This is a genomic window from Terriglobales bacterium (assembly GCA_035561515.1).
Lineage (GTDB): Bacteria > Acidobacteriota > Terriglobia > Terriglobales > Acidobacteriaceae > DATMXP01.
In genome coordinates, this window is sequence record DATMXP010000027.1 from 206,376 (window position 1) to 223,022 (window position 16,647).

Sequence of the window (16,647 nt, forward strand, 5' to 3'; positions counted from 1 at the left end):
TATGCACCTGCCGCCGCGCCGTGTAGTTGGCGGATTGTACTTAGCGATTTTGCCGATTGGCAAGAAGATAATCGGAACAATGGGACGCGAAGCTTGAGCCAGCAACCCCAGTGTTGCCAGAAACTTAAAAGCCCCGAGCCGAAGCCCGGGGCAGGGAGCAGCAGACTCTAATAGCCGGTTCCGAGAACGTCGTAGTAGTAGTTGATGAAGGCCCTCTTAGGAGCATCTTTCAGGCCGCTAAGCGGTATCACCTGCTGGAAAGTGTAGTTGCCCTTCATCGGAACTGCCCCCAGGCGTGTAACCCGCCCGTCCGCAAGTTCCAGGTAGACGTTCACAGGCATCCGGAAATTGTCGTCTACATTCGACTGCGTAATTTTCAGACTGACGTTGAAAACGCCGTTCTCGCCGTTGCCGACCGCAGACTCCAGCTTGTAATTGGGCAGTTGAGTTCCGTAAACATATTGGTCAAAGAACCAGTCCATCTTGCCGTTGCCGCCGAGATTCATGCCGACCTAGCGTCATGTGCTTTTCCAGCATTGCTTTGAAGTCCTCAGTGGAAGCGGCCTTGTTCTGGTAGGTCTGGACGAAGTCGTGCATCATGGCCTGGAATTCCCCGTCACGCTTCTGAGGATCCCACATCATCATCCTCACCATGTGAAGCACGAAAGCACCCTTCGGATAGACAAGCCGGCTGTAGATTCCGCCGGTGCGAGCAGTGCTGGCGCGGTACCCGAGGGTTAGCGGGCCAACATCGATCGCACGAAAACCTTCCTTGTTCTTCTCCGTGAGCAGGTCCAGTTGATCTTTCCAAAACTTGAGAAACTCGCCGTTGTTCTTCTGGATCACCTGGATGAAAAGTGAAGCCGCGAACTCTGAGAACCCTTCACTCATCCACTGATCGCGATAAGAGTTCCATGCGACCGTGTGTCCCCACCATTGATGCGCGACTTCATGAGCCGCAACCGTTTTCCAGTATCCGCGAGTATCGTCCAGGCCAAGCTGATGTCGAACCGTGCCGTCGAAGAAGGAACACATGGGCAGGTAGACGAGGTTAGGCCACGACTGACCGTACGAGCACGCCGTCTGGGGCGTCATGGATACACGTTTATGTGGGATGGACCCGAAGTAGGAGTCATACAGTGCCATGGAAAGCTGGGCTTCCGCCAAAGGCTTCTTCATGAGTGTTCCCATATCCATGGTGCCTAAAGCCAAGCCGCTGTCCTGATGATTGACAGAGATATCGTCAGTTCCTTCGGCGACGTGTCGAATCGCGGTGATCACGTCGGGCGAGTTCTTGTTGGCGTAGGATTCAACCAGGTAGTTGGACTTCTGCAGCTTGACTTCGACCTTCTTGTATTCGCCCAAGTTGAATCCGGCCACGGTGAGCGGGATATCGCTCTTGAAGATCGTAACGTTCTGGTCGCCCTGAATGCCTTCGCTGACCAGCGTTCCGGTTGCGACAACCTGGATCTTCTTCGGGGTACTGAACTTCAACTCGTACATCGAGAATTCGTCTGTGCTGGCATTCGGATACCAGGTAGAGCGGGCAACGGGGTAGTAGTTCCCGCCACCTTCGTTACGAATGGCATCCTTGCCTTCATACTTGGTGCGAACCTGAAACTTCTCGCCCTTCGTCAGACCTTTCGGAAGAATGACCCAGTAATCGAAATCGCGATCCTTGTCCTCCTGGATGAACTGGAGCGGGCTGCCGGCTGCGTCGGTTACCTGCTGGACGCGGAGCCTCGAGAACAGGCTGAAGTTCAAGGCACGTAAGTCGTTCACCCGTGATACCACCGTCGCGAGGGCGTTACCTTTCAGGGAGGCGTTTCTCTCGATTACGGTGTCGAGATTCTGGGCTTCGATGTTGAAGGTCGTGTTTTCCTGGGTGCCATTCGCTGTGCCGTTTGCATATTCGCCGCTGTAGTGGAAGGCCGTGTAGATTCCGAACTTCATATCGTCGTAGATCATCAGCGAGATTTCTTCCGGCTGTACTCCTTCACACCCATGCGGGTCGATGCAGAGAAGCATTTTGCCGCTGTATTTCTGCCCATTGATGAAGGCAAGGAAGAAACCTCCGGGATCGGAGCTTAGGACATCCTGCAAGATCCTGGCGTCGTAATTCGTTTGGATTCGCTTGCGGGCGTTCTCCTGAGACTCACGCAGCGCTTCGAAAGCTCCTGGTACTGCTCCCTGCATAGGGGTACCGGCCTTCTTCAGCTCTTCATACGTGTTGTCGGTGAAGCGCAGAACGACGCGGGTGAAGGTCTCGGTCATGCTGGTTTCGTTGCTCTTGGTGAGATAAGAGAGAACACGCTGTTCGAAGGGAAGTGGTGGAGCGAGGTTGAACGTACCCTGCCCATTGAATATTGCCCCTGTGACCTTTCCGTTTACGGGAGCCAGGAATGAAAACGTACCCTGCGTGAAGGTGAACGTAGCAGCGTCGCGCTTCAGCACGAAGTTGGTAACGGTCACTCCTTCAGAGCCGACGCCGATGTCGCGTAACTGTCGATAGACAGGATCGGAGTTACCGTTTTCAACCGGCTTGTCGGCGAGACATACATTCGCAAATAACAGTAGAAAAAGCAGACAGCTGAGGACTTTGGACATGGAGACTCCAGATGATTCGGCGAATTATCGCAGGAGTTTTTCATAACGGACGTGTTCTGAATCACAATTCCCAGAATCCGGAATCCGTTTTGGGAACGGTGGTTTCGAGGGGTTATCACCGCAAAACACGTTCCGTTGCACGGTGGGACGTGACCCATGTCACGGCAGGGGCAACCTACCGGTACTGTAATCAGCGGCAGGGAAACGAGTGCCCCTGAGGGAAGTGCCATGAATGACGTCCCGAAGAACCCGAAGACGGAAATGCTGAAATGTCCGCTATGTGAAGGGCGCGGCGAGCTGTGCAAGGCTGACTTGGTTGACCGATTGAGCGAGAAGGACTTAGGCCATAAAGTCGAGAACTACATGGCCATCGTGGAAGCCGAGACAAACGAGTCGCTGCACGCGGCCGAGGCGGGAACGAAGGAGAGCGTCACGGCCTGGAATCTTACGCATTTCCTCTGGCGCAGGAGCCCGAAGGAATAAGAGATCGTCCGGCGGCGGGAAGTGCGGCGGGCATGACCTGCCAAGCCGGATAAGAGCTGGTGACTCCCAGCTCATTTACCGGGACTGCAAACTTGCGGTCCCGGATTTTTTTGCACTCAAGGACGTGGCCATGAGGCAGATACGGGTGTTCCCTTTTGGGACAAACCGTACCATTCAAGCCAATCGTTCAGGCTCCCGCAAACGCATATCGTTAGCCAATCCAATGCCGCAATCGGAACTCAAACGCGTGCTCCGGCAATTGCTATGGCCGAACGGGACAGTCGTCCTGCTGGCAGCGATCGCGATTGCGAGCGGCTTGTTCCGCAAACCGATAGCACACACAGCTGACTACGCAGCGGTGGCGGTCATTGCGGCAGGCCTGCTCACGGCGTGGCGCTTCCATGCGAAGAGGAGTATCGCTGGGCTGTTGCTGTTTGCCGGGGTGACATTCGCCTTTCAGTACGCCAACGCACAGAACCCGTCGTTGGGGGCGGCGCTGAGCCTGCTTCTGCCGCTGAACCTGGTGGCGCTCTTGATGGTGGAGGAATTCACGCTCTCGCTGGAGCCGATCGGGTACTGGGCGGGATTCGCTACGGTGCAGGCAGGAGTGCTAGCAGCCACATGTCGTCCGGGAGAAGCCGGTACATTCTGGGCCTGGGTGAACGCGGGAAAGTCGGCGTGGCCCCTGTCAATCGGGCCCATCCCGACGTTGATGTTTGCACTCGCTACGGCGGCTTTGCTCTACAAGTTCGTGAAGGAGCGGCGTCCGCTGGATGCGGGGCTGGCGTGGTCGCTGTTACCTTCGCTGCTGGCGTGTCACGCGGCTGGTTCGGTCAGAACGGCGTACCTCGCTGCGGGCGCGGTGGCGATTACCGTGTCCGTGATCGAAACCTCTTACCAGCTCGCGTATGAAGACGAGTTGACGCGTCTGCCGGGACGGCGCGCCTTCAACCAGACGATCGCCGCGCTGGATGACAAGTACTCCATCGCGATGGTGGACGTAGACCATTTCAAGAAGTTCAACGACACCTACGGGCACGAAGTCGGAGACCAGGTGCTGCGCATGGTGGCCTCGCGGTTGGCGAACGTCAGTGGCGAGGGGAGACCGTTCCGCTGCGGCGGCGAAGAGTTTGCGGTGGTGTTCCCGGGGAAGTCGGCGGAAGAGGCCATGGAGCACGCGGAACTCCTGCGCCGCACGATTGAAGACACAACCTTCACCGTGCGTGGTCCGGAACGCAGCCAGAGGAAGCGCGACGAGCGGCGGTATTGCCATAGCCCGAGGCATTTGCAGAATCAACGTGTGGGAACGTCGGTCACGGTGAGCATTGGAGTGGCCCAGCCTCGGGCGGAAAACGACGATGTCCACTGGGTGATCGAGGCGGCTGATAAGGCCCTCTACGCGGCCAAGCAGCGCGGCAGGAATCGGGTGGTGGTGGCGACGGTGGGCAGGAAGCGGGCGGCTGGAGCGTAGACACAGACGCTTTTACTGCCGGTGTGCTGAAATAGCACATTATGAGTCTCGCCTTCGAACAGCTGCAGGAACTCATCTGGTCATTTAGGCAGTCCCGAGTCGTTCTCTCAGCAATCGAACTCGACGTCTTCAGCAAGATCGCATCGGGGGCAACCGCGGCGGAAGTCGGCGCCAAGATAGGAACTGATCCGCGGGCAACCGAGATGCTGTTGAACGCTCTGGTTAATCTCGAGTTGCTGACGAAGACCGATTCCAAATACTTCAACGCGGAAGTCGCGTCACGCTACTTGTCCGGCGATGCTCGGATGTCCGTGATGCACCAGGTCGGCCTCTGGAACCGTTGGAGTTCTCTGACGCAATGCGTAAAGACCGGCACGGCGGTTCTGCCGAGCGAGCGGAGCGAATCCGATACTGAGGCATTCATCGCTGCAATGCATCGGAACGCGAGCGAGCGGGCGGTGCACGTGGTGGAGTCCGTGGAGGCATCTCGTTTCCGCAAAATGCTCGATTTGGGCGGAGGATCCGGGGCCTATTCCATCGCGTTTGCGCAGGCGAACCCGGAGCTTCATGTCACGATCTTCGATCGTGCGGAGGTGCTAAAGATTGCGAGCCGGCATGTGGCGAACGCGGGATTGGCCAATCGAATTGGAACACATCCGGGCGACATGCTCGTCGATTCTTTGCCGTCTGGAAACGATTTCATTCTGCTGTCGCAGATACTGCATGCATTCGGGGTTGATGAAAATCGGCAACTGCTAAAGCGCGCGTATGCCGCGTTAAACCCGGGTGGACAAATAGCAATTCAGGAGTTTTTGCTGGATCCGGAAAGGACCTCGCCGCGGTGGGCGGTGCTGTTCTCGCTCAATATGTTGGTGGGGACGCCTTCGGGATCGTCGTACACCGAGGCAGAGATTCGAAGCTGGCTGGAGAAGGCTGGATTTCGAAATGTCCGGCACGTACCGTTGCCGCCGAATACGAATCTGATCGTGGCCGAGAAATAGGCGAATTGCGCTCGGGCCCTAATACTTTTATCCTTAGATCTGCTTATGCGGCGTGCTTGGGACGTAATTAAGGGATACATCTTCTGGACCCATACCCGTGGCAGTTTCCATTACGACGTAATGGTCACGGCCATTCTTCTCTTTATCTTCGTGACGCCGCGTGCGTGGTTCGGCGATAAACCGGCTGAGCACCGCCCACACCAGAGCGAGGTCATCGTTCAGCCTGATGGAAACAATGGGTTTATCTACGAAGTGGACGCTACGGCAGTCCGAGGTGGCTCGGAGGAGGCAGTCCGGGCGGACCTGCTGCGCGTGATTGAGCCCATCGGGGGGGAGGTTTCGATCACCAGTTTCGAGCCTGTCCGCGACTCTAAAGGCCACACGGTGTTGTATAAAGTACGCGTTCAACGTTGATCGCTGAGCAGAGTTGGGTCATCTAATCAAATATGAAGCGTAATTTTCTAGTTCAGGTCTGCCTGTTGCTGGCGATGGGAGCTTTGGCTTTTGGCCAAGGTGCCCAACTGCAAAAAGTGCTGAGCGCCATGGACCAACAGGCGGCCACATTTAAGAACGCCCAGGCGGACTTCGTCTGGGACCAGTACACGAAGGTCGTCGACGACCACGACATGCAGGAAGGGACGATCTACTTCCGGCGACAGTCGAAGACCGACGTGCAGATGGCGGCGGACATCCGCAAGCCCGCGGGCAAGCAGGTGCTGTTTGCCGACGGCAAGGTTCGGCTATACGAACCCAAGATCGACCAGGTCACCGAATACGATGCCGGCAAGAGCAAGGCCGATTTCGAAAGCTTCCTGGTGCTCGGCTTCGGCGGGGCAGGGCGTGATCTGGCGAAGTCATTTGACGTGAAATATGCGGGGACAGAGCAGGTGCAGGGAATCAATGCGGCAAAGCTGGAGTTGACCCCGAAGTCGCAACGCGTTCGTGGCATGTTCGTGAAGATCATTTTGTGGATCGATCCAGCCCGGGGCGTGTCGGTGCAGCAGCAATTCTTCGACGCAGACGGGAACTACCGCCTGGCCAAGTACTCGAACATCAAGATGAATGAAAAGCTCAGTGATGAGCAGTTCAAACTGAAGACTACGTCGAAGACAAAGACGATTCGGCCAAACGGATAAATTGTCTCTGGAACCAGAGTAGAAGCGTCGCTATACTGAGCAACCACAGTGGCGCTTCTTCGCGTCCCACCACGGTAACAAGAATTTCCCATTAGGGGTATTCATGGCCAAGTTGTTCACCATTCCGGTTCGACCGAATCCAACGCGCAGGAAGAAGGAGCGCATTTCCGATCCGCGATTCGTCGAAGGCCAGCGCATGCTGGTGGAAGCGATGAAATACCTCACCCAGCAGGACCCGCAGGAAAACCGTCCTGCCATCGAACTGCTGTCGGAGCACTTCCGCACGCAGTTCCGCATGTCGGACCGTCCGCTGGAGAAGCCCTCACAGGCTTAGGGCTCCAGCGGTTTGTCCATTTTCGGGCCCGTAGATAAATCCAACAAGGCCTCCAGCAAAACGCTGACGCCGCGATGTAAGTCGGCAGTGGGAACTCGCTCGTCTACATCGTGACCGGGATACGGCTTGCCGGGGAACCACATGCCAAAGGCGATGGAGTTGGGCAGCCGTTTGGCGTAGGTACCGCCGCCTGAAACGGCAGGCTTGATCCGCTCGCCCGTGGCGCGTTGGTAATCGGCCATGAGGCGCTTCACCAACTTCGAATTCATATCGAAGCTGAGCACCGTGTCGTCATACCAGCCATCAGCTTCCAGGCTTGCTCCGGTTGACGCGTTGAAGTCGGCTAGTTTCTTTTCAAGTTTCGCGCGGAGGTCTGCAACCGTCATCGGCGGGATATGGCGAACGTTGATCGCCTGCTTGAGCTTGCCGTCCTCGGTTGCTTTGATGGTTGCGACATTTACGTCTTCGCCGCCCCAGATCGGGTCTGACTGCGCGATTCCCAGTGCTTTGCCGTGAAGGTCGGAGCCGGCGAGTCGCGCGAACGCGAGAAGATCAGCGGCACCCGACTTCGCCAGTTTGCCATTCAGCATGTTGGCGAGAAACACGAGTGCGTTCCTTCCACCTTCAAGGTTCATGCCGGAATGCGCAGCGCGGCCGTAAACGGTGATCTGAACTTCGTTCCCGGTGCGCTCGACGTTGTACCGAAATCCATCGCCGGTTTTCGTGCGGCTCAGGTCAGCGACAGCCTGCGTTAGACCATCTTGCGAATCCGAGATCCACCTCAAAGTAGCGTCGGCACGACTGGGCACGATGCTGGTGGCGAGCCCGGCGGTCAGTTTCGTAAGCGCAAATGGAGCATTGGCCGCCGACCGAACGCGATAGGGATCGTCTGCGGTCTGCGAGAACTCCGCCCAGGCTTTCTCTCCGACTACCACGGGGAACGCCGAGTCGAGAACCAAAGTGAGGTCCGGAGCTTTGTGCGACTTCAAATACTCGGCAACGTCTTGGTTGTCGCTCTCCTCGTCGCTGCCGACTAGAAGCAGAATTGTATGCGTACGGGAAACGCCGCTTATCTGTAGCGCCTTCATCGCGAGCAGCGCCTGCACAAGCGGTCCTTTATCGTCGGCAGTGCCACGGCCGTAAATGACTCCATCCTTCACGGTCGCTTCGAACGGAGGATAGGTCCACTCTTTCGGATCGGCAGGCTGCAAATCGCCATGCACCATCAAACCCAGGACGGGCGCACCGGCAGGACCGGGCAATTCGATTTCAGTGACAAGTCCGGCGTCACGAACGGTGAAGCCCAGGTTCTCTCCCGTTTTGCGCAGCCAGGCCTGCTGTTGCTGTCGGGCTTCAACATTGCCCTTCACGGTTTGGAAGCGGACGGCCTCAGACAGCATGGGCACCATGTGTTGAGACAACTGATCCTTGTAGATGGCACGCAGCGAATCGGCTGTTACTTTCTGTTGAGCGTTGAGAAGAGCGGAAGAAACCAGTAGTGCAGCCACGAGGAAACGAATCATCATCAACTACTCTCTCCGGTGAACAGATTATTGATTCGCAATTGCATGATTACGATGGAATTTTGTCGTGCTGTTGGGACGAATCGCGGAGACTAGACCGCACGCGGCAAGCGCGATGATGGCGGGATAACATTCGAGCACATACCTTGGTTCAGGATTCGGCATCCACGCCAGGAAGGCCGTGCGGAGCAGCATAAACGAGACGAACAGCATGAAGTAAGGAATGGCATTACGCAGCAAGGCCCTAAGCGCTAGAAGAATGTAGCCAATGTTGATCGCTGCCAGCAGTATCGCCCATCGGAATTGCGGTGGATCATCCTGCCGCAGCATCCACCAATGAGAATCGATGGGGAGCATTTCGGTGCGAGGACGGAGCCATAGATCGGCTGCGCGCAGAAGTGGGAGTCCGACGTAATAACGCAGTGGATGAGAGCGAATGCGTAGTTCGGCAAGCAGGTTGAATTGCGTGTCGAGTTCGGGAGAGATGGCGTTCCCGTTTTCCGCGTAGGCTGCGAAAAGATTTTCTGTCTGAATGTGCTGGGTTTCGTCGTCGATAGCTCGCCGCGGAAGATCGCCAACCGAGATTGGTTCGCCATCCACCTTGAACCAGATATCTTCCACCGAGGAGTAATCGGCAATCCAGGTGCGGGTCCAGCGATGGAATCCGTGCGGCACAAACTCCCACGGCATGCTCGCAGTCGTGGTAGTCAGGGGCTGGAAGACGTGAAATACCCGCCAGTTACGGACGGTCCAAGGAATTAATGGGGCGAGCGCGATGAATGCCGCAAGTACGGCTCCAACGAAAATGGTCCGCTGACGGCGCCTGATCGCAATCACGAAGCTATATGCGGCGATCACCATCAGCAACATGCCACCGTCCGGACGAAGCAGAATCCCCGCTGCCAGGGCCAGTCCGCAGATAACCCAGCGAATTTTCTTGGTTGGAGCCTCCAAGGCCGCAACTGCAGCATCGAATGCAGCCGCTGCGAAGAGGATGGCAAGCGTTTCCGTGAGTGCCGCAGAGGTGTAGTTCGCAAAAAAGGGGCACAAGGCCGTCAGGACGAACGCCACCTTCGCCGCGGTCTGCGACGCAAGCCGGCGAGCTAGATCGGCAATGACGAAGCAGGTAAGAACATCGACTGCGATCTGAACAAGAAGAATAGCGTTGTAGTGCTCCACGCCGACGATCGACCACAACGCGGCAATGAACATCGGGTAGCCGGGCAGACGAACAAACGTCGGGTCAGGTGGCTGGTCGAGTCCGTAAATGCCGTGCTGGAGCCAGTTTTTGGCGATATCACCGTAGACAAAGGAATCGTAGGTGATCATCCGAAACTTGAAGAAGAACAGCAACCGAAAGGCGATGGCGGCAAGGGTTCCCACTACAAAAAAAGCCGCATTCCTGCGAAGAAACTGCCAAAATTGAGAGTGTTGGCTCATTCAGAATAGGTGATTCTGCCACAGCCATGCTGAGTCTGGTTCCTGTACGATTAGAAATACTCCTCTCATGAGCGCGAAGCCAGTCTTCTACGATCCGCAGCGTCGCCGGTGGCGCCGGCTGCGCAGGGCTTTCGATGCGCTGGCGGTCCTGTTGACGCTAGTGGTCATCTTCTTTGCTTATTCCGTTCTCAAAGATGCCGATCTTCCAAGCCTCAGTTTCGCCAATCAAAAGAAGGCCTACCGACCGCTGAAAGAGAAAGAGCGGCGCCACACGCATGTGCGTCCGGTCGGCCGACGCAAAACAGCGAAACCTGCATCGCAGGTCGCCCTCAACACCGGAGACCCAATTCGAGCGGCGTTTTACGTGACATGGGATGCGGGTAGCTTCGCCTCGTTAAAAGAGTACGTTCACCTCATCGACATCCTCTATCCGGAGTGGCTGCACGTGACCGGGAGCGATGGCCGTTTGCAGGCCGTCACCGAGTTGAACAAGATGTTCGACGTCATGCAGGGCGGACGAGTGCAGCCGGTGGACACCAAGGTTATGCCACTCATCACCTTCGAAAAGGCCGCGACCGAAGTCATGCCGCTGGTGAACAACTTCGATCCGACAACGAATGAGTGGAAGGACATTACCAACCTGCTGAAGGATCCGGCAGCGCGGCAGAATTTTCGCCAGCAACTGGGCACATTTCTTGCCAGCGATAAATACAAGGGGATCAATCTTGATTTCGAGAGTATCCCCACTCAAGACCAGGCTTATTACCGCACGTTCGTAAAAGAGCTGCACGACGACCTGAAAAGCCGCGGGATGAAACTACACATCAGCGTCCCCGTGGCAGATCGCGATTACGACTTCCGCTTCCTTTCTGCGAATTCCGACGGCCTTGTGCTGATGAATTACGACGAACACTTCGGCGGAGGCGATCCCGGGCCGATTGCGTCACAGGAATGGTTCACGAAAAACCTGGTAAGCGCGGTGAAAGAGATTCCCCGGGAAAAACTGATCTGCGCGGTTGGCAGCTACGGCTATGACTGGGAGATCGGCGCCAAGAGCGCAAAGCCTCCGGAAAGGTCCGTGCAGGAGGCTTGGCTTACCGCGGCGGAATCGGAATCAAGCATTGCATTTGACGAAGACACCTTAAATCCGCACTTCTCGTATCTCGACGACGACAACAAGCGTCACGATGTCTGGTTCCTGGATGGCGTTACCGTATTGAACCAGATGAGGGCGGCACGTGATCTCGGAATCACCACGTTTGCGTTGTGGCGGTTGGGATCCGAAGACAGGTCGTTGTGGTCGATCTGGGACTTCCCATCGGAACCGAATTCGGAGGACAAGCTCAAAGTATTGTTGCCCGGCCAGGATGTCGATATGGAGGGGGAAGGGGAGATCCTTCACATTGCCAGCGCTCCGCAAGATGGCGAGCGAAGCCTGAAAGTGGACCCGGCGACTGGGCTGGTCGTTTCTCAATCCATTGTGAAGTTTCCGGCGCCGTACGTAATCAACCAGTACGGTGCATCGCCGAATAAGATCGCGATCACATTCGACGACGGCCCCGATCCGCAATGGACGCCGAAGATTCTTGATGTATTGAAGCAAAAGAACGTAAAGGCGACATTTTTCCTGATCGGCGTCGAAGCGCAGAACTTCTCCTCGATTGCTGAACGCGTTTATCGCGAAGGACACGAGATCGGGAATCACACCTTTACGCATCCGGACATCTCGAACATCTCACGCCGCTACATGGACGTGGAACTGAACCTGACCGAGATGCTGTTTGCGAGCCGCTTCGGCGTGAGAAGTCTGCTGTTCCGTCCGCCCTACTCGATCGATCAGGAGCCGGACACCGCGGACCAGGTGCGTCCTCTTGAAGTCACGCAGGGCAAGCACCTGATTACCATCGGCGACAAACTGGATCCGAATGACTGGCAGGACAATCCGCGCCGCTCAGCTCAGCAGATCGCGCAGTACGTCTTCAATAACCTCCCGCCATGCAACGGAAAGGTCGGTTGCGGAAACATCCTGTTACTGCACGACGGCGGGGGTGACCGGTCTGAGACCGTCAAGGCTCTTCCGCTGATCATCGATGGATTGCGGGCGCGAGGATACGAACCCGTGCCAGTTTCGGACTTAATCGGCAAAACACGCGCTGAGGTGATGCCGCCGCTGGCTACGAGCAAGGAGCGCTGGATCGCTCACGTGGACCTGCTCGGGTTCAAACTCATGGGCATGGTCACGGGCTTTATCGTGATCGTCTTCTATATCGGGGACATCTTGATGAGCGCACGCCTCCTGCTCGTGGGCTCGCTGGCGATCTTCGACCGCGTTCGCGGAAGCAGGTCCGACAGGAAGCCTAAGCCGGAGTTCACTCCTCCAGTTGCTGTTCTCATTCCCGCGTTCAACGAGGAAAAGGTCATTGAAAGGACTGTACGTGCCGTCCTGATGTCGCATTACCCGAACTTCCGGGTGATCGTTATCGACGATGGCTCCAAGGACCGTACATACGAAGTGGCGAAGACAGCGTTCGCAAAAGAGATTACGGCCGGAAAAGTTTTGGTCCTGACCAAGCCGAATGCCGGTAAAGCGGAAGCGCTCAATCACGCGCTGACGTTCGTGACCGAAGAAATCTTCGTTGGCATAGATGCCGACACCGTAATCGCTCGAGAGGCGATTGCCCGCTTAGTCCCGCACTTCCTCGACACGAGAATTGCTGCCGTGGCAGGGAACGCGAAGGTCGGAAATCGGGTCAACCTGTGGACTCGTTGGCAAGCCCTGGAATACATCACCAGCCAGAACTTCGAGCGTCGGGCACTCAACGCGTTGGGAGCAGTCAGTGTAGTCCCGGGCGCGATCGGCGCCTGGCGAACGGCCGTCGTGAAGCAGGCTGGTGGCTACCACACCGATACGGTCGCCGAAGATGGCGATCTCACCATGGCGCTCCTGGAGAGCGGATATCGAGTGGTGTACGAAGACCGGGCCATTGCTTGGACCGAGGCTCCCAGCAACGCGAATGGGCTCATGCGGCAAAGGTTTCGGTGGTCGTTCGGGATCCTGCAGGCGGTTTACAAGCACCGCAGCGCGTTTGCGCGCCGGGGCGTTCTTGGTTGGGTAGCGATCCCGAACATAGTGATCTTCCAGATCCTGTTGCCGATCGTGTCCCCGTTCATTGACCTCATGTTTGTGGTCGGCCTCATTAACTACGGTTTGAACAAATACTTCCATCCGCTGACGGCAAATCCGGCCGACCTGCAGAAATTGGTGCTGTTCTTCGCTACGTTCATGGTGATCGATTTCATTGCCAGTACGATTGCGTTCTTGCTCGAACGGCGCGAGCCGAATGCCAAAGAGAATGGCTGGCTGCTGGCTCACGTCTGGTTGCAGCGCTTCGCCTATCGGCAGTTGTTCTCGCTGGTGCTGATCAAGACCCTGAAACGCGCGATGGAAGGTGGAGCTTTCGCATGGGACAAACTGGAACGCACGGCGTCAATGTCTCATGCCAAGATTGGTGCGTGAGTCGTGGTTGCCGGGACCGAAGATGCTATAGTGAAGTTGTTCTCGTGGTTTGCCCGGAAACACATCCTTCACTGTCCAACCGCCTGCTGGTTGTAGTCCTCATCGCAGCTTTTCTCAGCATTGTTTCTGGTTGCAATAAAGCTTCGAATGTCACGAAGGAAGTTGCTTACGTCAACGCGCCTCAGGTTTTTCTGCGCGATCGCCTGGCGACCATCTACGAAAAGAAGGGCACGGTTAAGCTTGGCGAGAAGGTTTATATCCTCGACCGCGAGCGGCGGTTCACCTTTGTCAGGAACGAACGGGGCGAAGAGGGCTGGCTTGCCGACCGGTATCTCACCAGCAGCGAAGTCTATGACCAATTGCAGAAACTGGCAGCCGACAATGCCAAGGCTCCGGTTCAGGCCCGCGGAATCGCACGAACCACTCTGAACCTTCATGTGACGCCCGGACGCGACACCGACCACCTGTTCCAGTTGAAAGAAGGCGAGAAGGTAGACGTACTGAAGCGGGCTACAGCCGAAAAGCCAGCGCGACTCCAGCCGTCAAGGCCGGCTGTAAGCAAATCGCAAGACGGCAAGGATCAGACCCCTCCGCCTCCGGCCCTAGAGGATTGGTCGCTGGTGCGGAACAGCAGCGGGCAGGCCGGATGGGTGTTGGGCCGCATGATCGACGTCGACATACCGCTGGAGGTCGCGCAGTATGCCGAGGGGCAGCGCATCGTCTCTAGTTTCGTCCTGAACCAGGTAAAGGACGGAGACAAGAATGTGCCTCAATATCTTGTAGTCCTAACAGACAACAAGGATGGTCTCCCGTGGGATTACAACCAGATCCGGGTGTTCTCGTGGAACCTGGCACGTCACCGGTATGAAACGGCGTATCGCGAGCGGAACCTTTACGGAGTATTCCCCGTGAAAGCGGGAACTGAGGATTTCGGCAAAGAAGGCGTCCTGCCGGTTTTCACCCTGAAAATCAAAAACATGGACGGATCCGAAACCGAACGTAAGTACCGGATGATCGGCCCCATCGTGAGAAGAGTTGCCACTCCAGAGGAACTGAAGGCCGAGGCAGCCGAGCGAGCAGCCCGCAAAGCGGCGGAGCCACCTAAAAAGTCCGGAAGAAAGTCGCGCCCCTAGGTACCTAGGTAAAAAATTCACTGTGACAACTAGGGCGTCCTGCCAGGAATCCTAATGCTTTGCAGGAGCGGACATGGCAGAAAAAGTTAAGCAGCTACAACTCAAGCGCGACTACAAAAGCTACCTGTACTACATCGATGGCGACGGAAACGTCTGCCAGAAGCCGAAGTCGGGCGATGGGAACGCCGAAGTGCTGGTCCCGAATGCCGTCCAAAGAGAAGGCCAATACCTGTATTTCATAGACAAAGACGGCGACGTAGCTCGCTCGGCCCGTGGGTCACGCAAGAAAGCCGCTTGATGTAGTCGGCCGACGCAACAGAGGTGAGTTCCTGCTCATCTGACACGTTAGCAACATACGTGCCCTGCCTCTATGTCGAGCGATAGTGCCTGGAACCTGCTTGTCTTCCGTGATGCGAAGACCGCTCTTTCGGGTCGTACTCTTCTCAACGGGCTCGTCTATCAACTAAGTTGTCCCACCTTCGACCGCACTCGGCTTGTCGACCTGCTGCTCCGGGCCGGGGAGTGGGAATGTGTCCTGGAGGATCGTCAACTCCGGTCTTCGGCGAACCGGGTTACTGACGCATTTGCCGATGCGCTCGTTTCCGGGATCCAGCCCGACATCAGGGCACTAACTCGGTTGCTACAGGGAATGCCCGTCCCCGAAAAGGTGGAAGTGTCGCCGCCGGAAGGGTTCGCGTATTACGCACTGCACCCGCTCGATTATGCCGATCTTGTTCAAAGGCTGAACCCGCAAACGGCGTTGGCTGCGGTGATAGGAATCCGCAGCATTGGAACCGCCCTTGGCGCGGTCGTAAAGGCACGTCTTCAGAAACAAGGAATTCGGGCCGACCGCATCAGCGTTCGTCCTCACGGTCATCCCTACGACCGGTGCACCCAACTCACGTCCTCACAGCAGCTGTGGGTCACCACCATGCTCGCTCAGGGGGCGAAGTTCTTCGTCGTCGATGAAGGGCCTGGCATAAGTGGGTCTTCGTTTTTATCCGTCGGCGAAGCGCTCGTGCGCACAGGTGTTCCCGAAGGACAGATCGTGTTTCTCGGCAGCAGGAGAGTAGAGCCCGACAAATTAACCGCTCCAAGCGCTCGCGAGCGATGGGTGCGGTTCCATAGTTTTCATACCGAGGGCGGCAGGTATCTCCCGACGGACGCCGACGCTAACGTGTCCGGAGGTGCATGGCGCCAGTTCGTCTTCCGAAAGCAGGAGGAATGGCCTTCATCCTGGGTGACGCTGGAACGGCAGAAATACCTGTCGGCCGATCGTTCCCGGATCTTCAAATTCGAAGGATTCGGCCGCTTTGGGACGGAGGCGAATGAGCGCGCTGTTCAGGCTGCGGATGCCGGATTTGGGCCTCGCCCGTTCGGGATGTGCGAGGGATTCGGAGCTTACCCCATGATTCAGGGGAGAACCCTGCTTCCCTCCGACGTTTCCGCCGATGTGCTAGAGCAACTCGCGAAATACTGTGTGCTCCGTCGGGAGATCAGCGCTAACTCGGAGGTCGACAGTTCCGAGCTGGAGCGTATGCTGCGCCACAATGTGGCGACTGAATTTGGGCTGGACCTTCCGCGAGACCTGGAGTTGGACATGGTACATCCGGTCATAGCTGACGGTCGCATGCTTCCCCATAAGTGGCTAAACGCCGACGGCAAATTCTTCAAGGTGGATAATGCCTGCCACGGAGACGACCATTTCTTTCCCGGGCCAGTCGATATTGCGTGGGATCTCGCCGGCACTGTCGTCGAATGGGGTGTTGATAACAGCGGAACCGACCTGTTGCTCCGTCTGTACCGCCGCGAATCGGGTGATGATGCAACCGGAAGAGTTCATGCTTACCTGCTCGCATACGCGGTCTTCAGGATGGCGTTTTGCAAGATGGCCGCGGCGTCCGTTGCCTGTACCCTCGAACGGGATCGTTTGCTCCGGGACTATCAGCGGTACAGGCTGAAAGCGGAGTCTCTCTTCTCGTTGTTATGTTGACAGCGTTGT

At 56.8% G+C, this 16,647-nt stretch carries 14 protein-coding genes; 10 read left to right on the top strand and 4 right to left on the bottom strand.

Translation table 11 applies throughout. The features are described 5' to 3' along the window. Positions 1 to 167: 167 nt before the first annotated feature. Positions 168 to 506 (bottom strand): hypothetical protein, encoded by a 339-nt coding sequence (locus VN577_13690; protein HWR15874.1) that lies wholly within the window; start codon positions 504 to 506, stop codon positions 168 to 170. After that, complete coding sequence (locus tag VN577_13695; GenBank protein ID HWR15875.1) at positions 466 to 2,607, bottom strand: M1 family aminopeptidase; 2,142 nt, start codon at positions 2,605 to 2,607, stop codon at positions 466 to 468. The genes VN577_13690 and VN577_13695 overlap by 41 nt, the downstream gene beginning before the upstream one ends. A gap of 228 nt (positions 2,608 to 2,835) precedes the next feature. Between VN577_13695 and VN577_13700 the strand changes: the two genes are divergently transcribed. The 6 genes from VN577_13700 to VN577_13725 all read left to right on the top strand — a co-directional run bounded on the left by VN577_13700 (position 2,836) and on the right by VN577_13725 (position 7,032). Next, positions 2,836 to 3,090, top strand: coding sequence for a hypothetical protein (locus VN577_13700; protein ID HWR15876.1), 255 nt, complete (start codon positions 2,836 to 2,838; stop codon positions 3,088 to 3,090). A gap of 223 nt (positions 3,091 to 3,313) precedes the next feature. After that, a complete protein-coding gene (locus tag VN577_13705) occupies positions 3,314 to 4,561 on the top strand; it encodes a GGDEF domain-containing protein (protein HWR15877.1) in 1,248 nt (415 codons plus the stop codon). Positions 4,562 to 4,602: 41 nt separating this feature from the next. Next, positions 4,603 to 5,562, top strand: a complete 960-nt coding sequence (locus VN577_13710) for a methyltransferase (protein ID HWR15878.1) — start codon at positions 4,603 to 4,605, stop codon at positions 5,560 to 5,562. 45 nt (positions 5,563 to 5,607) lie between these two features. Further along, positions 5,608 to 5,976 carry a hypothetical protein gene (locus tag VN577_13715; protein HWR15879.1) on the top strand — a complete coding sequence of 123 codons (369 nt, stop codon included), beginning with the start codon at positions 5,608 to 5,610 and terminating at the stop codon, positions 5,974 to 5,976. 32 nt (positions 5,977 to 6,008) lie between these two features. Next, positions 6,009 to 6,698 (top strand): outer membrane lipoprotein-sorting protein, encoded by a 690-nt coding sequence (locus VN577_13720; GenBank protein HWR15880.1) that lies wholly within the window; start codon positions 6,009 to 6,011, stop codon positions 6,696 to 6,698. A 103-nt stretch (positions 6,699 to 6,801) separates the two neighbouring features. Beyond that, on the top strand, positions 6,802 to 7,032 hold the full coding sequence (locus tag VN577_13725) for a hypothetical protein (GenBank protein ID HWR15881.1): 231 nt from the start codon (positions 6,802 to 6,804) through the stop codon (positions 7,030 to 7,032). On the opposite strand, the gene VN577_13730 is transcribed toward VN577_13725, so the two are convergent. Further along, positions 7,029 to 8,558: a Sapep family Mn(2+)-dependent dipeptidase gene (locus VN577_13730; protein ID HWR15882.1), complete on the bottom strand. Its 1,530-nt coding sequence runs from the start codon at positions 8,556 to 8,558 to the stop codon at positions 7,029 to 7,031. The two genes, VN577_13725 and VN577_13730, sit on opposite strands and share 4 nt — an antisense overlap. Before the next feature lie 24 nt (positions 8,559 to 8,582). Then, positions 8,583 to 9,938, bottom strand: a complete 1,356-nt coding sequence (locus VN577_13735) for a glycosyltransferase family 39 protein (GenBank protein HWR15883.1) — start codon at positions 9,936 to 9,938, stop codon at positions 8,583 to 8,585. Positions 9,939 to 10,062: 124 nt separating this feature from the next. Between VN577_13735 and VN577_13740 the strand changes: the two genes are divergently transcribed. The 4 genes from VN577_13740 (at position 10,063) to VN577_13755 (ending at position 16,638) form a co-directional block, all read left to right on the top strand. After that, on the top strand, positions 10,063 to 13,512 hold the full coding sequence (locus tag VN577_13740) for a glycosyltransferase (GenBank protein HWR15884.1): 3,450 nt from the start codon (positions 10,063 to 10,065) through the stop codon (positions 13,510 to 13,512). 44 nt (positions 13,513 to 13,556) lie between these two features. Then, the gene (locus VN577_13745; protein HWR15885.1) at positions 13,557 to 14,645 is read left to right on the top strand and encodes a hypothetical protein; all 1,089 of its coding nucleotides are present in this window, start codon (positions 13,557 to 13,559) and stop codon (positions 14,643 to 14,645) included. A gap of 73 nt (positions 14,646 to 14,718) precedes the next feature. Further along, complete coding sequence (locus tag VN577_13750) at positions 14,719 to 14,943, top strand: hypothetical protein (protein ID HWR15886.1); 225 nt, start codon at positions 14,719 to 14,721, stop codon at positions 14,941 to 14,943. Positions 14,944 to 15,015: 72 nt separating this feature from the next. Next, positions 15,016 to 16,638: a hypothetical protein gene (locus VN577_13755; protein ID HWR15887.1), complete on the top strand. Its 1,623-nt coding sequence runs from the start codon at positions 15,016 to 15,018 to the stop codon at positions 16,636 to 16,638. Positions 16,639 to 16,647 lie beyond the last annotated feature (9 nt).